Origin of the sequence: Methylophilus sp. Q8 (genome assembly GCF_000800115.1) — a bacterium.
Classification (GTDB): domain Bacteria; phylum Pseudomonadota; class Gammaproteobacteria; order Burkholderiales; family Methylophilaceae; genus Methylophilus.
On the sequence record NZ_JUHE01000001.1, the window covers coordinates 39555 to 64155 of the forward strand.

Here is a 24601-nt window from a genome sequence, read left to right on the forward strand (position 1 = left end):
TCAGCATAATTGCAGCAATCTGCAACACGCGACGTCATTAGGCCTATTTAGTCATTGCGTCTCCGTGAACGCAGGAGTATGTTGATTCTCAGGGCTGCGAAACAATCCTTGCCACAGGCGGATTGATATAAAACAAAACAACATAAATATAAGATTTGAGCGTGTATGTCTGCAACAACCATCTGCTATTCCTCCTGAATTCACATTCAGCACGATTTCCACTGTCTCCAGAAATATAGCTTTCCCGGAATGATTATGCGTTTCCCGAACTACAAACAATCGTTAACCATGGATGTGATGTTGCAGATGGCCGTCAGGGTCAGCATCGTCATTATTGTCGTCAGTGCACTCACCTACTGGCACATTTATAAAACCCTGGTCAGTTCGACCATAGACGGCCTGGAGCATTACATTCAGGAGCGCGGGCAACGCGAGAGCGGGATTTTCAAGCTGGCGGAGTCAAATCACCAGATTTTCAGGGCTACCTATCTGGCGCACTGGCAGCAGGACTTTTTCTATAACGACGCGTTCTTTTGGCACGTGTTTGAAAGAAGGTCAGACCAGACCATACGCTTGCAGAAAAAAGCCTACGACGGTTACTTCAACCATTCCGGCCTGATCAGCAAAGATGTCACTGCCTATATTGGCGCCAATGCCCCGATTGAAAACAATGCCTTCAGAAAAAAACTGCTGCTTGCCTACACCATGGTCGATCACTTTGGCGTGGCCTGGACACGGCAGTTTGCCAATCTCTATGTCTCCATGCCGGAGAACGTCAACATTGTGTATTGGCCAGGCGTGAGATGGGCGGATAACGCCACCAGTAAATTGAATGTGCTGAGTGAGGAATGGGTCTATATCACCACGCGGCAAAACAACCCCGAGCGCAAAAGCGTGTGGACTGGCCTTTACTATGACCCCACCGCGCTGGAATGGATGGTATCGCTGGAAACCCCGATTGATATCACGCCAACCAACACACTGAATATCGGCCATGACATTTTGCTGAATGCCTTGTTTGAACGCGTGTTTAATGACCATTTATCAGGCACTTATAATTTTATTTTCAGGGAAGACGGCCGCCTGATTGCGCATCCGGCCAAAATTAAAGAAATGAACCGTACGCGCGGCATGTTGATGATTTCGCAGCTGAAAGACACACAACTGCATCACTACTTTCAAACGCTGCAATCCAATATCAAGAACAAACAAAAGGATTACTTTATTGTCGAGTCGGATGACGAATTTCTCGCCGTATCAAAAATTGATGGCCCCGGCTGGTGGTTTGTCACCGTATATCCAAAATCCCTGCTCTCCTCCCCCTCTCTCAAGGCAGCCAAATTCATCCTGATTGTCAGCCTGTTTGCACTGGTGATTGAACTCATCATGCTGTATCTGGTGATGATGAAGAAAGTGGTTGGCCCGCTGGAAACCTTTATGGACGCGTCTAGCGCCATTGAAGGACAACGTTACGAAAAAATCACCGGTAATGTGCTGCCGCTGCCTGATCATCTGGACAATGAAATTGGCAAACTGGCCAAACTGTTTAAAAGCATGTCTGGCAGTTTGCAGCACTTCCGCAGCGACATGCAGCGCCTGACCCACTCGCTGGAGGATCAAGTCAAGGTGAGGACGCGTGAGTTACAACGGGCAAAAGACAAAGCCGAAAAAGAAGCCACCATTGATAGCCTGACGCAAATCCCCAACCGACACTCCTTTTACAATCGTGCCAAAGCGATGGTGCAGCAGGCAGATCATGCTGGCGAGCCACTGTGTTTCCTGATGCTGGATATCGATTTCTTCAAAATCATCAATGATACTTACGGCCACCCACAAGGTGATCAGGTGCTGGTCGCTTGCGCGCGCACCATAGAAAACACCATCCGTGAAAAAGACCTGCTGGGCAGATTGGGCGGCGAAGAGTTCGCCGTGGTATTACCCAACACCAGCCTGGAAGAGGCGCGCGTGATTGCCGAGCGCATACGTGTCAGGATTGCTGAATTGTCGTTTTATACCACGCAACGTACGCAAAGCTTCCACACTACGATCAGCATTGGTATTTCGTGCGCAGCAGAGACGATTTATGCTTACGAATTGCTGTATAAACATGCCGATCTGGCGCTTTATGAAGCCAAGCAGTCCGGCCGTAACCTGGTAATTACTTATAGCGGAAATGCAACGCCACAAGAGGATGTGGCGGACAGTTAGAGCAATCAGCCGACGCCACGCTCAATCGTCAGCGAACAGCGCCTGCCACAATTGCACCACAGCCGCCCGCTCGGACTGCAACTGGTCATCGGTCACCAGCGCATCCAGGCCTTGCAATTTGGCATGGTGTATCAAGGTGCGATATTCACGGTAAGCATCAGCAACTTTTTCAGCCAGCGCGCTTGACTCAATCAAGCCCAGCTTGGCACAACGCTGCAACAAGGCAATATTGCCAATATTGTCAGTCAGCTCAGGATAATGCGCTGCCTGCGCCAGTACCAGATATTGCACCATAAACTCAACATCAATAATACCGCCCACCCCTTGCTTGACGTCAAAGCGATCGGCTTTGGGTTTATGCGCCTCGCGCATTTTTTCGCGCATGTGGGCAATCTCTTGTTTGAGCGCAGCAGTGTCGCGCGGCTGGCACATAATCTGACGGCGAACCTGCTCAAAGGTTTCACCAATCGCCGTTTCACCTGCCACAAAACGTGCGCGGGTAATGGCCTGATGCTCCCACACCCAGGCTTTGTGTTGCTGGTATTCGGCAAAGGCCTGCACCGTACTCACCAGCAAGCCACTATTGCCATCCGGTCGCAACTGCAAATCGGTTTCATATAACAGGCCGGCATTGGTCAAGGTGTTAAACCAGGTATTCAGGCGCTGCGCAAAACGCGCATAAATTTCCTGCGCCCTGTCGGCCTCATCCTCAAACAGGAAAATAATATCCAGGTCAGACAAATAACCCAGCTCTTTACCGCCCAGCTTGCCGTAGCCAATCACAGCAAACTTCGGGATTTCAAGATGCTTAAACGGCAGATTTTGCCAAACAGTCTGCACACTGACCTGCAGAATCACATCAGCCAGCGCGCTCAAATCGTCTGAAATTGCTTCCAGCGGCAAGGCGGTCATCAAATCCTGGGCGGCAATTTTAAGCACATTGGCATGCTTAAAATGCCGCACGGCATCCATTTGTGCTTCCACATCACCTGCCAATTGCTGCATATGGCGCGTCAGCTCAATTTTCAGCTGCGCGGCATCCAGCCGTTTAAATAGCGTTTGTTTATTGAGCAACTCATCTAGCAGAATCGGGTGGGCAGACACATACTGCGCAATCCACGGGCTGGCGGCGCAGAGCTTAACAATCAAGGCCAACGCATCCGGAAACTCGGCCAGCAAGGCCAAATAACTGGCGCGGCGGCAGATGCTCTCCAGTAAATCCAGTGTCCGTATCAAGGCGGTATCTGGCGTGGTGCTTTGCTGTTGGCTCGCTTCGCGTAACAACAAAGGCATGAGTTGATCCAGGCGGCGGCGACTCTGCTCCGGCAGTTGCTGGATACGCTGGCTGTTACGCGTTTGTTGCAGCAAATGCACAATATCACTGGCACGTGTATAGCCGTGTTGCTCCAGCCATTGTGCGGCCTCGCTGCCGCTCACAGTGCCTTGCCACAGTGCGGTTTCCTGCTGCAAGTCATTGCTTTGCTCATCTTTAAACGTATCGTCAAAAAAACGCTGTACGCGGTCGCGGTGGATATTCAGCTCAGCAATAAAACTGGCCCAATCCGGCTGCTTGAGCATGTGTAATAAATAGCCGCGATAGGTGTCCGAATCTGGCAAATCCTGTGTTTGCTGGTCATCGATATACATCAGCCGATGTTCCAGGTTGCGCAGGTAAATATAACTTTCCTTTAACGCCGCGACATCGTCAGCAGGCAGCATGCCACGCGTTGCCAGGCAATCCAGCACCGCCAATGTCGGCTTGATTTGCAAATCCGGGACTTGCCCGCCGCGGATCAGCTGAAACACCTGCGCAATAAACTCGACTTCGCGAATACCGCCACGCCCCAGCTTGATATTGTCCGACAAACGGCGTTGCACCACATCGCGCTGAATCTGCACTTTCAGATCACGCATGGAGGCATAGGCGTTGAAATCCAGGTATTTGCGGAACACGAAAGGCTTCATCACCTTGGTCAGCGCTGCGTCAGGCCCGCACACGGCACGGCCTTTAATCCAGGCATAACGTTCCCACTCGCGGCCATAATTCTGGTAATAATCTTCCAGCGCATCCAGGTTGCACACCAGCGCACCCTCTGAACCAAACGGCCGCAAACGCATATCGACGCGAAACACAAAACCATCTGCCGTGACATCATCCAGCGCAGCAATGACCTTTTTGCCTAATCTGGTAAAAAAGTCCTGGTTGCTGACCGACTTTGCCCCATCCGTATCACCTTCCTGCTCGTAGGCAAAAATCAAGTCTATGTCAGACGACACATTCAGTTCGCGACCACCCAGCTTGCCCATGCCGACCACAATCATGCGTTGTGCCTGCCCTTGGGCATCGCGCGGGTTGCCATAGGTTTCTGCCAAACGGGCGTGATAAAAATCCACCGCGGCAGTAATCGCTGATTCCGCCAGGGCACTGGTGATTTCTGCCACTTCGGCAAAGTCTGCCAGGCCATTCAGGTCACGCACGATCATATGCGCCATTAAACGCTGCCGGTTCAGCCTGATTTGTTGCAAAAAAACAGATTCTTCAATATCTTTTTCATATAAAAACAAAGTGTTAACATCTTCAGTCTTATATGTCTTATATAAGTTATCTAACAAATCAGTTATAAAATCTGTATGTTTCGTAACGAATCTGGCAAAAAATGGGCTGCAGGCTGCTGCATGTAGCAAATAGGCGGCCTCTGTAGACGCGACCTGCTTTTCTGTTAGAATTTGGGCAAGCTGTTGCATGAGTTTTTGCTCTTGTAATGAGTTGTGTGCTCGGAGAGTTTGTCAATCAGAACCAGAATAATAATACCTGAGGTTCGCTCACACTTTCATTTTTTGACATTGATTTTTGGGGGTCGCTATGTCTATCGAATCAGTACTTCATGAACACCGCGTATTTGCGCCAGGCAAGGCGTTTGCCAGCCAGGCAGCGGTGGGCAGCATGGAGGAATACCAGCGCCTGCATGCAGAAGCATTGCAGGATTACGAAGGATTTTGGGCCAAACTGGCACGCGAGTTATTGATTTGGCACAAGCCATTCACTAAAACGCTGAACCAGGATCATGCGCCATTCTATAAATGGTTTGAAGATGGCGAGTTGAATGTGTCCGCCAACTGCCTGGACAAACATCTGCAAACCATCCCGAATAAAACCGCCATTATTTTTGAAGCAGATAACGGCGATGTAAAAAATATCACTTATAAAGCGTTGTATCACCAGGTTTGCCAGTTCGCCAATGGCCTGAAATCATTAAGCTTGGTTAAAGGCGACCGCGTGATCATTTACCTGCCGATGGGCATTGAAGCCATCGTCGCCATGCAAGCCTGTGCACGCCTGGGCATTATCCACTCCGTGGTATTCGGCGGTTTCTCAGCAAAGAGCCTGAATGAACGGATTATCGATGCCGGTGCAGTGGCGGTGATCACCTCTGACGGCCAATACCGTGGCGGCAAAACCTTGCCACTGAAACAAGCGGTCGATGAAGGCATTGCCATGGGCGGCTGTGACAGCATCCGCCATATGGTGGTATTCAAGAAAACTGGCCAGGACGTGGCCTGGGATAATAAATGTACCTGGTGGCACGACCTGATTGCCGACAAGGCCGATACCTGTGAACCGGTCATGGTCGATGCCGAACATCCCTTATTCCTGCTCTATACCTCAGGCTCTACTGGCAAACCCAAAGGCGTACAACACAGCTCGGCGGGTTATTTGCTGCATGCCATGAACACCATGCGCTGGACGTTCGATATCAAGCCGGATGATATTTACTGGTGTACGGCCGATGTGGGCTGGATTACCGGCCACAGCTATGTGACCTACGGCCCGCTGGCCATGGGCGCAACACAAATCGTGTTTGAAGGCATTCCGACTTTTCCTAACGCCGGCCGTTTCTGGGAGATGATCCAGCGCCACAAAGTCAGCGTGTTTTACACCGCGCCGACAGCGATCCGTTCATTGATTAAAGCCGGTGAAACTGACTTCACTACACATCCCAACCATTTTGACTTATCCAGCCTGCGCCTGCTGGGCACCGTGGGTGAACCGATTAACCCGGAAGCCTGGATGTGGTACTACGAGCAGGTCGGCGGCAACCGTTGCCCGATTGTCGACACTTTCTGGCAAACCGAAACTGGCGGCCATGTGATCACCCCATTACCAGGGGCGACGCCACTGGTGCCAGGTTCCTGTACCTTGCCCTTCCCTGGTATTGATATCGATGTCGTGGATGAAACAGGCAAAGACATTCCCTGGGGCAGCGGCGGCCTGTTGGTGATTAAAAAGCCATGGCCATCCATGATACGTACTATTTATAACGACGCTGAGCGTTATAAAACCAGCTACTTCCCGGCTGAGCTGGGTGGCAATCTTTACCTGGCGGGCGATGGTGCGGTACGTGATGTCAACACCGGCAACTTCACCATCATGGGCCGTATTGATGATGTGTTGAACGTGTCTGGTCATCGATTAGGCACCATGGAAATTGAATCAGCCCTGGTTGCCAATCATTTAGTGGCAGAATCTGCCGTGGTGGGTAAACCGCACCCGATCAAAGGTGAGTCTGTGGTGGCCTATGTCGTGCTCAAAGGCAAGCGCCCGGAAGGTGAAGAAGCGAAAAAAATCGTTGCTGAACTGCGCGAATGGGTAGGTAAGGAAATTGGCCCGATTGCCAAACCCGACGAAATCCGCTTTGGCGACAATCTGCCCAAAACCCGCTCAGGCAAAATCATGCGCCGCTTGCTGCGTAGCCTGGCTAAAGGCGAAGAAATCACTTCTGACATTTCCACATTGGACAACCCCGCCATTCTGGAACAATTGAAACAGCCAATCAATTAAGACTGGACTGAATGTGGAAGGCCTGATTATCCTGATTGTGTTCGCGGCAGTAGCCATTTTCCTGATGCGAAAATAATCCGGCCAGGTGCATGATGCGGCCCAATGTAAAATCTGGGTTAAAATAGCGCTTTTTCCCAAAGCGCTATTTTTTCATGTCCAGTTTGCAGCAAGAAGTTGAACGCCGCCGTACCTTTGCCATCATTTCGCACCCGGATGCGGGTAAAACCACGCTCACCGAAAAACTGCTGTGGTTTGGTGGTGCGATTCAGGTCGCCGGTGAAGTGCGTGGCCGTAAAGCGGCGCGTCATGCCACCTCAGACTGGATGGAACTGGAAAAGCAACGCGGCATTTCCGTCACCTCCTCTGTGATGCAGTTTCCGTATCGCGAACATATGGTCAACCTGCTGGACACACCAGGCCACGATGACTTCTCGGAGGACACCTATCGTACCCTGACCGCCGTAGACTCGGCGGTGATGGTGATCGACTCTGTAAACGGCGTCGAAGCGCAAACCATTAAATTGCTTAATGTCTGCCGCATGCGCGACACGCCAATTATTACTTTCATCAACAAGCTGGACCGCGAAAGCCGCGCGCCTATTGAGTTGCTGGATGAAATCGAAACGACATTGGGCATGGAATGCGCGCCCATGACCTGGCCAATCGGCATGGGTAAAACCTTCCGTGGCGTGTATAGCCTGGTCAATGACTCCATTTTATTCTTTGATCCGCGCGCTGAAAAAGGCACTTCAGAGACCATTCAAGGTCTGGATAATCCAAGACTGGATGAATTGATTGGCTACCAGGCGCAAGAGCTGCGCGTAGATATTGAGCTGGTACGTGGCGCTTCTAACGAATTTAATAAAGAACGTTATTTAAGCGGCAAGCAAACGCCGGTATTTTTTGGCTCAGCCGTGAATAACTTCGGCGTGCAATCGCTGCTGGATGCGGTAGTCGACTTATCACCTCCGCCACAAGCCCGCAAAACAGCCACCCGTGCTGTGGCGGCTAACGAAGAAAAATTCGCTGGCTTTGTGTTTAAAATCCAGGCCAATATGGATCCCAAACACCGTGACCGCATTGCGTTTTTGCGCGTATGCTCGGGCCGTTTTGAGCGCGGTATGAAGATCAAGCAAGTCGCCTCTGGCAAGATGCTCAACGTCAATAACGCCATCACCTTTATGGCGCAAGACCGTACCATCATGGATGAAGCCTACTCCGGCGACATTATCGGCATCCCCAACCACGGGACGATTAAATTGGGCGATACGTTTACTGAAAACGAAGCACTAAAATTCATTGGCATCCCGTCGTTTGCGCCAGAGTTTTTCCGTCGCGCGCGCATTAAAAACCCGATGAAGATGAAGCAGCTGCAAATCGGCCTCAAACAGTTATCCGAAGAAGGCGCGGCGCAGCTATTCCGCCCCTTATTGTCGAACGACCTCATTTTGGGCGCAGTGGGTATGTTGCAATTTGACGTAGTCGCGCACCGCCTGGAACATGAGTATGGCGTCGACATGGTGTTTGAGCCCTACGACTGTTACACCGCCCGCTGGCTCAAAGGCTCTGATGCCCACCTGAAAGCGATTGCGGATAAATACGGCTTTAACGTCGGGCTGGATAGCGCGGACGATTACGTTTACCTGGCCCCTAACCGCGTTAACCTGCAAATGGCACAAGAACGTTATCCTGATATCCAGTTTATGGAAACACGGGAAATCGCCTAAGCGCGGGCAATTAAGCTGTCAGGTAGTCAGGCCATGTCCACTTTAGTGCCGTCCGGTGTGCTCAAGGCATTGTCTCTCAAGCAACCATTTGCATGGCTGATTGCCAACGGCTATTTACTGGTGGACGACCGCAGCTGGGGCACGCAATATCGCGGCCCCATCCTCATTCATGCCAGCAAAGGCCTGTATGAGGAATATTATCAGTACATTAAACGCCACACTGACGTTCCCATCCCTGACCGAGACAAACTGGAATATGGCGGCGTCGTTGGCATAGCCAAACTGGTTTTGTGCAGCAAGCCTGGTGAGTTACCTGCTGGCATTAGTCGCGAACAGCGCGCGCATTTTGGCGGCGTACATCAAGAATATTATGGTTTTTTATTTGAGCAGGCCACGCCATTACCATTGATGCCCTGCGCTGGGAAACTGGGTATTTTTGAGCTTGATATAGATAAGCTGTTGGCAGCACCGCCTGCAGCCCAGTCCGAATTATTTTAATCTGTGACCAGAGCGATCACTCAGGCAACAACCTAGTGATAAATCGCGTGTTTTTTGAGAGTTGGAGTCATATGAAAAATCCTTGCCCATGCTATAGCGGCCAGCCTTATAGCGCTTGTTGCCAGCCTTTACATGAAGGGCAAGCAGCGCCTGATGCGGAGCGATTAATGCGCTCGCGCTACAGTGCTTATGTGATGAAACTGCCAGACTATATTCTAGCAACCTGGCATCCTGACAGCAGGCCAGAAACATTGACCTTGGATGACCTGAATGGCATTAAATGGATGAAGTTACAGGTGAAAACACATCACCAGTCAGATGCCACACATGCCGAAGTTGAATTTAGCGCAACCTATCAGAGTGGCAACCAGAAAAAATCGCAACTTACCGAGCATAGCCGGTTTGTAAAAGAGAATGATCGCTGGTTATATGTCGGCGAGAACCAGAAGCCGCCTGTAGATTAACCTCGTCATCCAGTCCATAAAGGACAATCAGGCTGGCAAATGAAGTCGAAATCGGGAGAGTGCTCGGCTCACTGAGCCAATCCAGGATGGCAAGATGAAGCGCATGCGGATAGATGCGCTGATGGCCATCCTGATCCAGCGCTAGCAAAAGTTGCTTGATCTCATATTGACTAAGGCCGACTAATGCTCGCTCCAGCGTATTCTGATCCAGATACCCATATTGATGCTTATCTAAGCGTAAAAAGATGTTCTGGGTAAACTGTGCGCTCACCTTGCAAATAATACTCGCCATAAATTTCGCTCTCCTGCACTCATCATGTGATGTCAGGTTTATTCTAGGCGCATCAATATCTCAACGGTGTATCGCTGTGTAACGCTTTGTATCACAACAAGTAATAAAAAACCCGCCTGCCGATCAACAAACAGACGGGTTTAATATTCAAACAAAAATTACATGCCCTGCTTCAGGCTCTCCATAATAAATGGATCCAGATCACCATCCAGCACCCCTTGCGTATTGCCGATCTCAACATTGGTACGCAAATCCTTAATACGGCCCTGGTCCAATACGTAGCTGCGAATCTGGTGACCCCAGCCAATATCGGTTTTAGCATCCTCCAGCGCCTGCTTCTCTTCGTTACGTTTGTTCAGTTCCAGGTTATACAACGCGCCTTTCAACATATTCATCGCCTCCTCGCGGTTGCGATGTTGCGAACGGTCATTCTGGCATTGCACCACTACGTTGGTCGGCAAGTGAGTAATCCGCACCGCGGAATCGGTTTTGTTAATATGTTGACCACCGGCACCACTGGCGCGGTAGGTATCAATGCGTAAATCGGCCGGGTTGATTTCAATTTCAATCGAATCATCGACTTCGGGAAAAATCTGCACACTGGCAAAACTGGTGTGACGCTTGGAGTTGGCATCAAATGGTGACTTGCGTACCAGCCTATGCACGCCACTTTCCGTGCGTAGCGTGCCAAATGCATAATCGCCACTGACTTTGATGGACGCGCCTTTAATCCCGGCGATATCCCCTTCAGACTCTTCCAGCACTTCTACCGTAAAGCCCTTACGCTCGACATAGCGCAAATACATACGCAACAGCATGCCCGCCCAGTCTTGTGCCTCAGTGCCGCCACTGCCAGACTGAAACTCAATAAAGCAGTTATTGGCGTCCATGGGCTGCGAGAACATGCGTTTAAACTCCATCTCGGCGATGGTTTTTTCGACTTTCTTTACGTCATCACTGACGCTGAGCAGCGTATCGTCATCGCTTTCTTCGCGCGCCATGTCGAACAGCTCCTGGCTATCCGTCAGCGATTGTGCGACGGAGTCCAGCGTGGTAACCACGGTTTCCAGCATGCGTTTTTCCTTGCCAAGCTTTTGCGCTTTTTCGGCATCGTCCCAGACTTTGGGATCCTCCAGCAGGCCGTTGACCTCGGCTAAACGTTGCTCTTTGTTTTCGTAGTCAAAGATACCCCCGAAGGGCATGGTGACGTTGGGTCAAATCGCTCAACGCATTGGCGATGGCATTTAGTTGTTCTGCTTCCATGTGATTGATTTTAAATTGTGTAAAAACCACTATTATACCGCAGCTAAAACGCTGATTCAGCGCCAAAACATGCCTTGTATTCCATTTCAGATACAGATTTTTGTCACAAACATTGTCACAAAATAGTAAAATCCCTGTCACAAAACTTTGAAACCACCAGGGAGTACCCAATGGCGAATGCCACTTTTGGCCGCATCATGGCTGCAATCAGCCCCAGAAACGATAACTATTTTGTACTGTTTAACCGTCTGGCCGATTGTGCGGTGCGTGGTTCCAAAGTGCTGGCTCTGATGGCTGCGGAAGTCGATCAGGCAAGTTTCCAGAAACATTTCTCTGATATTCGCGATATTGAATCCGAGGCAGATGAGTACACCAAGGAAATCCTGCTGTCCTTGCACAAAACCTTTATCACCCCGTTTGACCGCCGCGAAATTCGTGAGCTGGCGATGGCGCTGGATGACATCATCGACTATATGGAAGCCATTCCGCAAAGCGTGGAAATTTACGGCCATAGCAAATTCACCCCAGAGATGGTCGCCCTGGCGCAAATCCTGTTGCGCGCCGCTGAAAAAGTCCAGGATGCTGTACACATGTTGTCTGACATGAAAAATGCCGAGCGCATTTTGCGTACCTGTGAAGAGATCAGCAAGATTGAAGGCGAAGCCGACCATATCATGCGCTCCGGCATGCACAGGCTGTTTGAAGAAGACCATGACGCACGCACCTTAATCCGCTCAAAACAATTATATGACCTGTTTGAAGAGGCCGTAGACAGCTGTGAAGACGTGGCTGACGTCATCCATGGCGTTGTGCTTGAACGCATCTAACACCGTCACCAGGAACTCAACATGGATCATGTGATTTTAGTCATGGCGGTGCTAGTCTTCGTCGCCCTGATTTTTGACTTTATGAACGGTTTTCACGATGCGGCCAACTCGATTGCGCTCATGGTATCCACTCGTTTATTGACTCCGCAGGCGGCAGTGATCTGGGCCGCTTTTTTCAACTTTGTCGCGTTTATGTTTTTTGGCCTGCATGTGGCCGATACGGTAGGCAAAGGCATTATTGACCCGAACATCGTCAATAACACCGTCATTTTTGGTGCGCTGTTTGGCGCCATTGCCTGGAATGTGATCACCTGGTGGTTTGGCATCCCCTCTTCTTCATCTCACGCACTGATTGGCGGCCTGATTGGCGCTGGCATGGCACATTCTGGCACTAAAGGCGTGATTATCGGCAGCAAGCTGATCAGCACCGGCATTGCCATTATCCTGTCGCCACTGTTCGGCATGATACTCGCGCTACTGTTATCGATTGGCATTATGTGGGTGTTTCAAAAGTCGTCACCTTACAAAATCGAAAGCCGCTTTAACAAACTGCAATTTATTTCATCTTCATTGTTCAGCCTGGGCCACGGCGCTAATGACGCGCAGAAAACCATGGGCATCATCACCGTATTACTGTTTGCCAATGGCTATTTGCACGGTGATTTTCACGTCCCGTTCTGGGTCGTTATTGCCTGTCAGCTGGCGATGGGCCTGGGCACGCTGTTTGGTGGCTGGCGGATTGTGCGTACGATGGGCATGGGCATCACCAAGATCCGACCGACCGGTGGCTTCGCTGCGCAAACCTCAGGCTCGATTGCCTTATTCCTGGCGACAAGTTTAGGGATTCCGGTATCTACCACCCATACCATTACCGGTGCGATCGTCGGCGTCGGCTTATCACGGCGCATGACGGCCGTACGCTGGGGCCTGGCATCACGCATTGTCTGGGCGTGGGTGCTCACCATTCCTTGTGCCGCGATCATGGCGGCGATTGCCTATCATATTGGTGAAAGCTTGCTGTAAGGAAAATCAGTGATAAAAAGGGGCGCAGACTGCGCCTTTTTTATTTTTTGTCACATTTCTGTCATATTAAGTTTTTATGATTTCGTGCATCACAACAGACAACACCAAACACAGGAGTGTATAGATGAAAACCCGTTTGTTCCGCAATACTTTAATGGCCGGTCTGATCGTTCAGGCATTTAGCTTCACGCACTCAGCAACGGCTGCGGACAAAATCATCAAGATTGATGGTTCCAGTACGGTTTACCCGATTACCGAAGCCGTCGCTGAAGAATTCCAACGCGCCAAAGGCGTTAAGGTCACTGTCGGCGAATCTGGCACTGGCGGTGGCTTTAAGAAATTCTGCCGTGGCGAAACTGATATTTCAGATGCGTCCCGCCCTATTTCACAAAAAGAAATTGATGCGTGTAAAGAAGGCGGCGTACAGTTTATTGAATTGCCTATCGCTTACGATGCATTGACCGTAGTCGTAAACGGTAAAAACGACTGGGTGAAACAAATCACCGTCGCAGAACTGAAAAAAATCTGGGAGCCAGGCTCTAAAGTGAAAAGCTGGAAAGAAGTGAATGCTACTTACCCAGATAAAGCCATTAACCTGTATGGCCCAGGCACTGCCTCTGGTACCTTTGATTACTTTACAGAAGCAATCAATGGCAAAGCCAAAGCCAGCCGCACAGACTACACACCGTCTGAAGATGACAATGTATTGGTACAAGGCGTTGCTGGTAATGCAGGCGGCATGGCCTACTTCGGCCTGGCTTACTACCTGGAAAACACGGACAAGCTGAAAGCGGTACCTGTGGTGGCTAAAGAAGGTGGTAAACCAGTACTGCCATCCGAAGCTACGGTGATGGATGGTACATACCAGCCATTGTCCCGCCCGCTGTTTATTTATGTGAACGCCACCTCAGCGGCCTTCAGACCAGAAGTGAAAGCCTTCGTTAACTATTACCTGGAAAACGCACCAGAGCTGGTAAAAGAAGTGAAATATGTGCCATTGCCAAAAGCAGATTACACTGCCGTGAAAGAACACTTCAAGGCAATGAAACCAGGCACTGGCTTCAACGGCACCTCTGAAGTCGGTATCAAGATTACTGACTTGTTATCCCGCATCAAGTAATCATAAAAAAGGGGCTGCAATGCCCCTTTTTTAGTGATGACTCGGCCTGAACCGCGGATTATCCGCTAAAATTCTTCCCTGGCAGATCAATACTCTTGATCATTAGTAAAAGATCAACACACTATGGCGACCCAAGCAATGCAAGCTCCCGTGCAACTGACCATCAGCCCCAGACTGGCGAAAAATATCCGCCGCAATGTCAAAGAGCGGATTATTGAACTGATCCTGATGATGGCAGCCCTGGTCGCTGTTGCCACCACATTTGCGATTGTCGGCGTGTTGCTGTACGAATCTCTGAGTTTTTTCAAAACAGTGTCCGTTATTGAGTTTTTTACCGATACGCAATGGACGCCCTTATTTGAAGATGCGCACTACGGCATTATGCCGCTGGTATCCGGCACCTTGACCACCTCGGCCATTGCACTGGCTGTTGCCGTGCCGATTGGTACCATTTCAGCGATTTTCCTGTCTGAATTTGCTTCACACAAGACGCGCGAAATCATCAAGCCTATCCTGGAACTATTAGTCGGCGTGCCTACCGTCGTATTTGGCTATTTCGCGCTGTTTTTTGTCACACCTTTACTGCAAAGCATCTACCCTGACCTGCCAAGCTTCAACATGTTGGGTGCCGGTATTGTGATGGGCATCATGATTATTCCGTACATTGCTTCCATGTCTGAAGATGCCATGCGCGCCGTACCGATGAGTATGCGCGAAGGCTCTTACGCCATGGGTGCGACACGTTTCCAGACAGCGATTAAAGTGGTCACACCGGCGGCGATTTCCGGCATTGTGGCGGCGTATATCCTGGCGATTTCACGCGCAGTGGGCGAAACCATGGTGGTGGCGATTGCCGCTGGCCAACAACCCAACCTGACCTTTAACCCGCTGGATAGTGCAGCGACCATTACCGCTTATATCGTACAGGTGGCCATGGGTGACTTGCCACATGGCAGTATCGGTTATCAAAGTATTTTTGCAGCAGGCCTGGTATTGATGGCAATGACTTTGTCATTCAACATTTTTGGCCACTGGGTACGTAAAAAATACCGCGAAAGCTACTAATACACTGTCTCATTGCTGACATATAACCACCATACACTGCCAGTAGCCAGACTACTGGCCAATGCGGAAATAAAAAATCATGGAACATAAAGCTTCTGTCCTCGAAAATCTGGCCGACGTCCGCGCCATGATTAAACGCCACAAGCGCAATGACACACTGTTTGCCACCCTGGGCCTGATTTGCCTGATGCTGGGTTTAATGACACTGATGTTGCTGTTCTGGCAACTGATTGCCGATGGGCATCCAAAATTTAACCTGGATTTTTTAACTGAATTCCCTTCGCGCCGTGCTGGCCGCGCCGGTCTACTTTCAGCTTGGGTTGGCTCGTTACTGGTGATGTCTGTCACGTTTCTGACCGCCGTACCCATTGGTGTCGCTGCTGGCTTATACCTGGAAGAATACGCACCAAAAAACTGGTTTACCGACCTGATTGAAATCAACGTGTCTAACCTGGCAGGCGTGCCTTCTATCATTTACGGCTTGCTGGCACTGGGCTTGTTTGTCTACATGCTGGACTTCGGCCAAAGCATTCTGACCGCCGGTTTAACCTTGGGCTTGCTCATTCTGCCGATTGTCATTGTCTCGACCCGTGAGGCCATCCGCGCCATCCCGGTGTCTATCCGCGAAGCTGCTTATGGCGTCGGCGCGACCAAATGGCAAGTCGTTTACGATCACGTATTCAAATACTCTTACGGCGGTATCCTGACCGGTATTATTATCGGCATGGCGCGTGCCCTGGGTGAAACTGCGCCGATTATTACCATTGGTGCACTGACGTTTATCGCCTTCTTGCCACCAAGCCCGATCACGACTGAACCCCCATTCCTGAATTTTGAATGGTTGTCTTCAGGCTTTACCGTGATGCCGATTCAAATGTTTAACTGGCTGTCGCGCCCTGACCATGCATTTCATGTCAATGCGGCTGCCACCGGCGCACTGATTATCGTTGTCACGCTGTTAATGAACGGTGCAGCCATCTGGTTGCGCTACAAAATTCGTAAAAATATTAAATGGTAATGCCACATAAGATTTAGGAAACTCCATGGCCACTGTCACAACTGCAATAAAAGCCGAAGCACGCGATTTAAACTTTTTTTATAGCAACGGCGCCCGCGCACTCAAAGGCATCTCCATGCCTTTGTATGAAAATAAAATCACGGCGCTGATTGGCCCATCCGGTTGCGGAAAATCTACCTTCCTGCGCTGTTTTAACCGTATGCACGACTTATATCCTGGCAATAAATACCAGGGCGAGATTGTGATGCACCCGGACAACACGAATGTGCTGGATTCAGGCGTAGACCCGATTGAAGTGCGCATGCGTATCAGCATGGTGTTCCAGAAACCTAACCCGTTTCCGAAATCCATCTACGAAAACGTGGCTTACGGCCTGCGTGTACGTGGTGAAAACAACAAACGCATCATGGACGACAAAGTAGAAGAGGCGCTCAAAGGCGCAGCTTTATGGAACGAGGTCAAAGACCGTTTGCACGACCTGGCATTCAACCTGTCCGGCGGCCAGCAACAACGTTTGTGTATCGCCCGTGCCTTGGCCACCGACCCGGAAATCATGCTGTTTGACGAACCCACTTCAGCACTGGACCCGATTGCGACCGCTAACATTGAAGAGCTAATGGTCGAGTTGCGCAGCAAGCTAACGATCTTGGTAGTGACGCACAATATGCAACAGGCAGCGCGCGTGTCCGACTACACCGCGTATATGTACCTGGGTGAGTTGATCGAGTATGACGATACCGACAAAATCTTTACTAACCCTGGCCGTAAAGAAACCGAAGACTACATTACCGGCAAATTTGGCTAATTTAAACGTTTGGCTAATTTAAAAGCTCGAATAAAAAACGCCACACTATGTGGCGTTTTTTTATTGGTGGCGTTTTTTATTGCTATGCAGTCATATTTACTGGCGGCGGATGCCTGCTTCCAATATAAAAAACTGTGGGCTCAATGCGGCTAAAGGCGCTTTGAGCTTTTCCACTTCTGCCGCCGGTGCGTGCACTTCCAGGCGAATCAACTTCGCCAGTTTGAGCGCTTCCCCCAGTGGCTCAGCCACGTTGTCCAGATGCGCCAGAATGCCCTCTGCACTGGCATAGCCTTCGCGGCAATGCGCAATATTGCCGCTGAATGAGAATGCATAGTGCATACAGTCGGCTTCATTACGGGTTTTGTCTAAAAACTGGGCACCTAGCGCCTTAAATGCGGCAAGGTTCTCGGCGGGCACTTCAAAATAAGGAACCAGCGTGCAGCAGGTGTCTGGGGTAAACATGGTTAATTTCTCCTGATAGGGTTGCGCTTGCATCAATACAAGTCTGTCCATATCTTGGCTGGCAGGCGGTTGACCGTCAAGCCCACCGCCAAAAATTCAGGATTTTAATGAGGCCGCTATGCTTAGGCAGCGGCAGACGCGGCCAATGGCATATGCGTCAGCATCAGGCGCTCATAGCACTCGAGTAATTTATTCGCCTGCGCATCGCTGGACCACACTTGCTCCACATAGCGCTTACCCTGTTTACCAACGCGCTCACGCAATTGATGATCTATAAGCAAGGTTTGTACTTGCTCGGCAAAGTGCAACTCATCATCTTTCGCAATTAAGGCACCCTGCTCCTGGCGTAAAATGGAGGCCGTACCCAATTCGGCAATCGCCACCACCGGCGTCGACTGCGCCATGGCTTCCAATAAGACCAGGCCTTGCGTTTCGCTCTTGGAAGCAAACACAAAAATATCTGCCGCCTGATAAGCTGCGTTTAATCCAACCGCCCTGTCCAGGTAACCGAGGAACATCACGTGCGACTGCAAGCCGTTATCACGCGCCATTTTTTTCAACATGGCCTCGGCCGGGCCTTCACCGGTAATCACCAGCAATACCTCGGGGTGATCCTGAATCACCAGCGATAGCATTTCGAGCAAGAACTGTATGTTTTTTTCATAAGCCACGCGGCCAACAAACATCAATAAAGGACGTTGTGCCGGGATACCATACTTCTCCCTGAACGCCGCACCATCACCAGGGATAAAGCGCGAAGCATCCAGCCCGGTCGGGATCACTGTGATAGGCGTGGTAACACCGTATTGCTGCAAGACCTCGCGCATCTGTGCTGAAGGAGATACCACGGTATCCACCTGCTGGCATTGCTTGCGTGACACCGATTGCGCAATGCGCACCGCCCATTGGCGTGGCACCCACGGCAAATAATGATGCATATAGTCTTCAAAAAAGGTGTGGTAGGTTTCCACTACTGGCACTTGCAGTCTTTTGCCAATCTTGAGCCCGGCATAATGTGCAATAAAAGGCGTATGGATATGTACCAGGTCATAATCACCTGGATGCAGGCTGTTGATGTAAGTCATCAAGGCCGACCATTTCATTAAATAGTCTTCCGGATCGAACACGATTTTGCGGGCATCTATGCGGGTAATCCAGGCCTCGTCTGCCGACAGTGGCTGGCCCGGCTGGACAGGATACTGCGGTGCAATCAGATGGACGACATGACCCTGCTCGCGCAAGCTCTCGGCAAAGGTACGGATGCTGGTAGACACCCCATTCACGCGTGGGAAGTACACATCTGAAATCATCAATATTTTCATGCAGGATTCCGAGTTAACAAATCTCACATAGCTTAACAAGAGCTCATGATGCTTTTGTGACAAAAACTGCTTTCATATCAACGTCATACAGATTTCATCTAAGTGTCATTTAGCAAGCGCAAAGTGCGCGCATGTCACTCCGCACCCTGACCATTATTTTGCTACTGTTACTGGCCCTGCCAAGTGAAGCACATGCCTGGGGCTTGTATTCGCATGTTGCCTATACACACCAGTGGCTGCAGGCCTTGCCGCTGTTGCCACTGCCCTGGCTGGGCGTCATGCGGCGCTACCCGACGCTGGTGATGGCTGGCGCCTGCCTGCCCGACCTGGCCGTGGTCTCGCGTACCTTTAACCATAGCCATGGCTGGGGCATCGGCCAACAACTGCTACACACTAAAAATGATAGGCAACTGGCACTGGGCATCGGCTACAACCTGCACCTGCTGACAGACGTGGTTGCCCACCAGCACTTTGTACCGACCTTTGAGGCTAAATGGCAGCACCACAGCCTGCTTACGCATGCTGCTGCCGAGTGGGCCATGGATGCCTACCTGCATGTGCCAGACCTGCCTACCCCTGGCAAACTGTTGCGTATACACCGCAAGACCATTGTAGACACGCTGACACAATCATTGCAATGCGAAGCCGACACGGTGAATAAAGCGGTCTCCCGCCTGGCCAGTGCAGACCAGGCCTTGCGTCTGTCACGTATTCCACAATACCTGCTGCGCCGTTACTGCAGGCTGGATAACGAGTTTGAACATAAGCTAGGTTACTACCGTGACCAGGTCACACTAGCGTTGCAGGACCTGCCGCAACTGCTTAACGGCCACTTCCCATCACTGCATGCCGAGCATATCAACCTGGGCATGGAACAGTTGGATGACTGGCGCCGTAAATGCCTGCAAGATGCCCGTCTGCGCCCTACGCGCGCCATTAGTGCCTTTGAGCACTATCAGCATCAATGGTCTAACCAGCCAGATTGTTAGCGAAATCGCCGCTGGACTTGAATCTATTGGCATTGGCGCCATCTAAAGACTAGCTCGCCTTCGACGCTCCTCTGGATTCATACGCATGCCGCCACTCCGCTTTCTGATCGTCACCACCACGCTGGTGGGTCTTTTACACTATTACATTGGTTCGCGCCTGTTAGGGCAACTCCCGTGGCCGACGTTCGTCGTGTGGCTCGGCTGGGTGGGTTTAACCGCCTCTGCGTTATTACAACCCGTGGCATTTCTGGCGCGTGGTTTCAGCAACCAGTCCTTGCGTGATGGCGTAAGCTGGGTGGCAATGACCGTGATGGGGCTATTCTCGTCCCTGCTGGTATTCACGGTCTTGCGCGACGTCTTATTGCTGGTGATGGCAGGCTTGCACGCATTACATGTGGTGCAAATTGATTTCACTGCCCTGGAAAAACAGTCAGCCTTACTGGCAGTCACGGCAGCCTTTGCCATTAGCATTATCGGCTTTTTTAATGCGCGCAAACTGGCGCGCGTGGTCAATGTCACCGTGCCACTACGCGATTTGCCAGTGAGCTTGCAGGGATTCCGTATTGTGCAGATCAGCGATATTCATGTTGGCCCAACCATCAAGCAAGGCTATCTTTCCCGCATTGTGCAACAGGTGAACTCCTTAGAAGCAGACCTGATTGCGATCACCGGCGACCTGGTCGATGGCCGCGTGCATGAACTCGCAGAGCATACGCGCCCATTGGCAACGCTTGAAGCACGTCATGGCAGTTTTTTTGTGACCGGGAACCATGAGTATTACTCAGGCGCACTGGCCTGGATCAATGAACTGGAACGCCTCGGTGTGCGTGTGTTACTCAATGAACACGTAAAACTGTCGCATGAAGGCGCCACTCTGGTATTGGCTGGCGTGACTGACTATACGGCAGGCAGTTTTTATGACGATCATCACAGTGATCCGCAAGCCGCCATTGCCGGCGCGCCCGCAGATGCGCCCAAGATATTACTGGCGCACCAGCCACGCAGCGCAGAGGCTGCCGAGGCGGCGGGTTTTGATTTGCAACTCTCTGGCCATACCCACGGCGGACAATTCTGGCCATGGAAATACTTTGTACCGCTACAACAACCTTATGTGGCAGGCCTGCACCGCCTGCAAGACCTGTGGATTTACGTCAGCCGTGGTACCGGCTATTGGGGTCCGCCTAACCGCTTTGGCTCACCGTCTGAAATCACCTGCTTAACGCTGGTAGCCGCTGGCGATTAAGCCCAATATTTAAATGGCCGCTGCCTGGCGCCGGAAGCGCAAGTCAGGCAGATAAGTGGCCAATATCAACAATAAGGCCAGTAGCAGATAAATAGCGCGCAACGGGTAGTCCGTCACAAAGCTGGCGGTCGCCTGCTTGCCTGACAATGCACGGTAAAAAGCCTCGTTATCGGTACCTTTCAGATAACTGCCCTTAAACTCATCGGCCAGCGACTTCAGATAATCTTCTTCCAGCTGCGATAGCATGCGGTCATACTCGGCATAGGCCACGGGCGGGTCCGGTTCATCCTGGCTGGGGTCAGCATACGTCACCCCCACCGCCCCGGCATTGTTATTGTCACTCACCGGCCAATCCCCTACCCGTTTATTGGCCGAGTTATAACGTGGAATCGCTACTTTTTGCGAGCCGCCAACGCCAATAAAAGTAAAAAACTCACCAATCTGCACGCCACTCAAGTCCTGCTTAATCGTCACATTCACGCGCGGCGCTTCATCGCCATCGGTAAAAAACAGCATTTGAGCTGGCTGATTGAGCGCATCATACACATGCGTCGCCGCATGCACGGCAAAACTGAGACGACTATTGCCCTTCCAGGCCATGCGCCATTCCAGGTGGTCTATGCCGTCACTGATCACATCCAGGTTCTTGCACACTTCGAGCGGCGTTTGCAGCATGGCAATATTGTCCGAGGCAAAAATGCCCAGGCTGAAATAAGTGCCACAGGGTGACTTATGTACCAGTTGCTTCATCAAGTGCTGGCTATAGGCCAGGCGGCTCACGGCCTGTTGCTTCAGCGTTTCATCCTCGGCATTCATGCTTTGCGAAATATCGGCAATCAGCAAATAGTGCTGTACCTGTTGCCGCAGCTGAATTTCAGGTTTAACCAGCGCCAACAGCACCAACACCAGGGCCAGTCCATACAACACCGGCTCATAATGTTGTTTTAACAAGGCAAAGTACTTCATTATGGCAATCCTATCGGCAGGTTACTCAGTTCCATATGCGATTGCTCTTTGCTCGCGCCCTGCATACCGCGCGCCATCACCGAGTACAACAAGGCCAGGTTGAACTTGGCCGCTTTGTCAGCTGGCTGCAAGCGTAATGATTGCTCATAGGCAATTTTGGCCTGGGTGAAGGCGTAACGTGCTTCATCCTGAAAGGTGCCATCTTCATTCACCGTGCGCACCAGGCCGGACAAAAACAGGTTATTGCCGATATTAAAATGGATATGCGGCAACTCACTGGCAGGCGGTGACAACTCCAGCGCCTGACCATAGGTTTGTACAGCGTGTTTGTAGTCACCATGCAAACCTTGATCATACGCGGCAGTGAATTTCTGCAAGGCGGGTGAACCGCCCTGCTTGATCACAACACCGCTTTGAATCTGCTGGTTAAGCGCGCGCAACTGATGCAATTGCCAGCCAAAATACAACACGCCTAACAGGCCAAGCGTGGTTAAGCCAGCCCATAACCAATTGGCATTTTTTCGATAGATTGTCATTAATACACCTTTATCTGTTTAATCAACACCAGGCCCAGGCCCAGAATGAACGCGATAATCATCAAGTCTTTGGCATAATCATGGCCAGGAATAATGACTTCGTACTGAATCACATTTTTTTCTTTGGCATCAATTTCGCGCAATGCAGATTCCAGCGCAGTCGCGTTATCTGCCTCAAATGCTTTGTATTTCACATTCAATGACTGGAAAAAACGGTCCAGTGCAATCGCTTCCGGCAGATGGTCATCATCGTAAGTATTTTGGGTAAAAATGCTGATGTCATCCGGTTCGCGCAGCACAATCCAGTACAAATTGAGTTTTTTACCGACCAATTGCTTGCGGATCTGGTATTTCACACGCGGACTCAATTTACCTGCGCCATCCGACAACAGCACAATCGCACGTGAACCAGTGCTGGCGATATTTTCAAACAGGGTCACCGCGTTGGTAATGCCCGCGCCAATATTGGTCTGGTTAAGCGCAGGCCCGGTCGCGGCCTGAATCGCGGCATGAATACCTTCGCGATTGGTGGTAATTTTCATGCCATATAACGCAGAGTTAGTAAAACCGACCACGCCCATCATATCGTCCGGCCGTGAATCAATAAACGCCGTAATCAGGCGCCTGGCCGCAGCCGACTTGATTTCTGCCGCATGGCCGCCGGTGGCCTGCCCGGCAAACGGGTGATCCATACTTACGCTGCGGTCAATCACAAACACACTTTGCGCGCCCTTGCCGATTTTTTGCTCCTGATGGCTATCGCCTTGTGGCCCGGCCAAGGCCAGTACCAGGCATAGCAATAACAGGCTGGTGGCCGCCTTTACCAACAGATTGATGCGGTCAGAAAACGCATCTGCTGGCACCATCTCCAGCCAGGAATACGTTTGTGCATGCCGGCTTTTGAGCAGGAACGGTACCACCGCTACTGGCAACAGCAGCAAAAACCACGGGTGTAAACAATGCATCACACCCTCCGTTCACAATCGCGTAACTGACGCGTCAGCGTTTTGCATTGCTGCAGGTATTCGGCCGCAGCAGGCAATTGCCCACCATACAGTACCGCATTCGCTTGTGTAAAAAAGGCCTGTATCTGCGCTTCCAGCGATTGGAATACCGGTTGTTGCTGTACAAATGCACTCACCTGGCTGCCCAGCATTTGCTGACCATAATGCTGGTTAAACGCATGCTGCACAATCAGTGCTGCCTGCTTTTGTCCTTCTGCCGTTGCAGGCAAACGTTTCAAACGGTGATACGCCTTGGCAAAGTGTCCATTCATCATTGGCAACCAGGTCCAATCGGCATTACGGTAAAGCAATACCAAGCCGCCAACTACCACCAGCAAAACACTAACACGCAACCAGCACTGTATGGCTTGTGTATCCAGCACACTGGCACGATATTGGGCAATCACGGTTGGTTTGGCCGGTTGCAAACGGTCAGGCAATTGTGCCATCAGCCAAAAACGCCAGGCGGGTAACTCTGCCGCGGCACCGCTGTTAAAGCTAATGCGTTCAGCCGGCAGTTGCAATTGGGTAGGTTTACCGCTACTGGCAAATACCTGGTAATCAAATACCAGCGTGTATATCTTTTTGTCCGCCTGTGACTCACTGCTGACTTGCAACTGGCGCAACTCGATGCCATTGCGCTGCAAGCCTTTCAGCGGCAAGCTGCTGTCATTGAGCTGGTCCTGCGCAGCGACTGCGAGTTGTATGCGACGTTGCAACACATCGCCCAGCTGTATGCCCGCATATTGTGCAGGGTTATGCACACTGACGACTTTCACTGCTGGCAATGATTTAGCGGGTGCTTCTGTGTCGGCCCAAGCTGGTGTTGCCATCAGGCAAGTTGCCAGCCATCCTAATAAAATCTGTTTCATCACGATACTTTCTGTTTCAGCATGGTTTTTTCTCACTTCGGTTTTGCTTCACGCCGG

20 protein-coding genes and 1 pseudogene are annotated in these 24601 nt (G+C 50.9%); 13 read left to right on the forward strand and 8 right to left on the reverse strand.

Translation table 11 applies throughout. The features are described 5' to 3' along the window. The first annotated feature begins 255 nt into the window (after window positions 1–255). Window positions 256–2208, forward strand: a complete 1953-nt coding sequence (locus tag GQ52_RS00200) for a diguanylate cyclase domain-containing protein (RefSeq protein ID WP_235272860.1) — start codon at window positions 256–258, stop codon at window positions 2206–2208. A 21-nt stretch (window positions 2209–2229) separates the two neighbouring features. Here the strand turns inward: GQ52_RS00200 and glnE are convergent. Next, window positions 2230–4962: pseudogene (gene glnE / locus GQ52_RS00205) on the reverse strand (bifunctional [glutamate--ammonia ligase]-adenylyl-L-tyrosine phosphorylase/[glutamate--ammonia-ligase] adenylyltransferase); the annotation flags it as partial. Window positions 4963–5071: 109 nt separating this feature from the next. Here glnE and acs point away from each other — a divergent pair. From acs to GQ52_RS00225, 4 genes are all read left to right on the forward strand, one after another. Next, entirely contained in the window at window positions 5072–7048 is a 1977-nt protein-coding gene (acs, locus tag GQ52_RS00210; RefSeq protein ID WP_047514058.1) for an acetate--CoA ligase, read from the forward strand. A 152-nt stretch (window positions 7049–7200) separates the two neighbouring features. Beyond that, window positions 7201–8775: a peptide chain release factor 3 gene (locus tag GQ52_RS00215; RefSeq protein ID WP_047514061.1), complete on the forward strand. Its 1575-nt coding sequence runs from the start codon at window positions 7201–7203 to the stop codon at window positions 8773–8775. 33 nt (window positions 8776–8808) lie between these two features. Beyond that, window positions 8809–9273 carry a hypothetical protein gene (locus GQ52_RS00220; RefSeq protein WP_019881859.1) on the forward strand — a complete coding sequence of 155 codons (465 nt, stop codon included), beginning with the start codon at window positions 8809–8811 and terminating at the stop codon, window positions 9271–9273. Between the two features lie 71 nt (window positions 9274–9344). Beyond that, on the forward strand, window positions 9345–9737 hold the full coding sequence (locus GQ52_RS00225; protein ID WP_047514064.1) for a YchJ family protein: 393 nt from the start codon (window positions 9345–9347) through the stop codon (window positions 9735–9737). A 450-nt stretch (window positions 9738–10187) separates the two neighbouring features. Here GQ52_RS00225 and prfB read toward each other — a convergent pair. Then, window positions 10188–11292, reverse strand: a protein-coding gene (gene prfB / locus GQ52_RS00230) for a peptide chain release factor 2 (RefSeq protein WP_152604405.1) whose coding sequence is annotated in 2 segments (ribosomal slippage) — window positions 10188–11210 and window positions 11212–11292 — 1104 coding nt in all. Because the reading frame shifts where the segments join, the coding sequence is not laid out codon by codon here. 170 nt (window positions 11293–11462) lie between these two features. Between prfB and GQ52_RS00235 the strand changes: the two genes are divergently transcribed. The 6 genes from GQ52_RS00235 to pstB all read left to right on the forward strand — a co-directional run bounded on the left by GQ52_RS00235 (window position 11463) and on the right by pstB (window position 17150). Continuing rightward, a complete protein-coding gene (locus tag GQ52_RS00235) occupies window positions 11463–12119 on the forward strand; it encodes a DUF47 domain-containing protein (RefSeq protein WP_019881855.1) in 657 nt (218 codons plus the stop codon). 21 nt (window positions 12120–12140) lie between these two features. Further along, complete coding sequence (locus GQ52_RS00240) at window positions 12141–13142, forward strand: inorganic phosphate transporter (protein WP_019881854.1); 1002 nt, start codon at window positions 12141–12143, stop codon at window positions 13140–13142. 124 nt (window positions 13143–13266) lie between these two features. Next, window positions 13267–14262, forward strand: a complete 996-nt coding sequence (locus GQ52_RS00245) for a PstS family phosphate ABC transporter substrate-binding protein (protein ID WP_019881853.1) — start codon at window positions 13267–13269, stop codon at window positions 14260–14262. Between the two features lie 138 nt (window positions 14263–14400). Continuing rightward, window positions 14401–15327, forward strand: coding sequence for a phosphate ABC transporter permease subunit PstC (pstC, locus tag GQ52_RS00250; RefSeq protein ID WP_019881852.1), 927 nt, complete (start codon window positions 14401–14403; stop codon window positions 15325–15327). Between the two features lie 79 nt (window positions 15328–15406). Next, window positions 15407–16345, forward strand: a complete 939-nt coding sequence (gene pstA / locus GQ52_RS00255) for a phosphate ABC transporter permease PstA (RefSeq protein WP_019881851.1) — start codon at window positions 15407–15409, stop codon at window positions 16343–16345. A 25-nt stretch (window positions 16346–16370) separates the two neighbouring features. Beyond that, window positions 16371–17150: a phosphate ABC transporter ATP-binding protein PstB gene (gene pstB / locus GQ52_RS00260; protein ID WP_019881850.1), complete on the forward strand. Its 780-nt coding sequence runs from the start codon at window positions 16371–16373 to the stop codon at window positions 17148–17150. A gap of 96 nt (window positions 17151–17246) precedes the next feature. On the opposite strand, the gene GQ52_RS00265 is transcribed toward pstB, so the two are convergent. Then, the gene (locus GQ52_RS00265) at window positions 17247–17663 is read right to left on the reverse strand and encodes a putative quinol monooxygenase (RefSeq protein WP_235272861.1); all 417 of its coding nucleotides are present in this window, start codon (window positions 17661–17663) and stop codon (window positions 17247–17249) included. 71 nt (window positions 17664–17734) lie between these two features. Beyond that, window positions 17735–18934, reverse strand: coding sequence for a glycosyltransferase (locus tag GQ52_RS00270; RefSeq protein WP_200884036.1), 1200 nt, complete (start codon window positions 18932–18934; stop codon window positions 17735–17737). A 131-nt stretch (window positions 18935–19065) separates the two neighbouring features. Here GQ52_RS00270 and GQ52_RS00275 point away from each other — a divergent pair, with 131 nt between their 5' ends. Together GQ52_RS00275 and GQ52_RS00280 are read left to right on the forward strand one after the other, a co-directional pair. After that, complete coding sequence (locus tag GQ52_RS00275) at window positions 19066–19923, forward strand: zinc dependent phospholipase C family protein (RefSeq protein ID WP_047514071.1); 858 nt, start codon at window positions 19066–19068, stop codon at window positions 19921–19923. Window positions 19924–20008: 85 nt separating this feature from the next. Continuing rightward, window positions 20009–21166, forward strand: a complete 1158-nt coding sequence (locus tag GQ52_RS00280) for a metallophosphoesterase (protein ID WP_047514074.1) — start codon at window positions 20009–20011, stop codon at window positions 21164–21166. 9 nt (window positions 21167–21175) lie between these two features. Here GQ52_RS00280 and GQ52_RS00285 read toward each other — a convergent pair whose 3' ends face one another. From GQ52_RS00285 to GQ52_RS00300, 4 genes are read right to left on the reverse strand one after another with little or no spacing between them, the layout of a single operon-like run. Next, a complete protein-coding gene (locus GQ52_RS00285; protein ID WP_047514077.1) occupies window positions 21176–22132 on the reverse strand; it encodes a vWA domain-containing protein in 957 nt (318 codons plus the stop codon). Beyond that, the gene (locus tag GQ52_RS00290; protein WP_047514079.1) at window positions 22132–22668 is read right to left on the reverse strand and encodes a hypothetical protein; all 537 of its coding nucleotides are present in this window, start codon (window positions 22666–22668) and stop codon (window positions 22132–22134) included. Before GQ52_RS00290 ends, GQ52_RS00285 begins: the two co-directional genes overlap by 1 nt. After that, window positions 22668–23633, reverse strand: coding sequence for a VWA domain-containing protein (locus GQ52_RS00295; RefSeq protein ID WP_047514081.1), 966 nt, complete (start codon window positions 23631–23633; stop codon window positions 22668–22670). Before GQ52_RS00295 ends, GQ52_RS00290 begins: the two co-directional genes overlap by 1 nt. Continuing rightward, a complete protein-coding gene (locus GQ52_RS00300) occupies window positions 23633–24544 on the reverse strand; it encodes a hypothetical protein (protein WP_235272863.1) in 912 nt (303 codons plus the stop codon). The genes GQ52_RS00295 and GQ52_RS00300 overlap by 1 nt, the downstream gene beginning before the upstream one ends. Window positions 24545–24601: the final 57 nt, after the last annotated feature.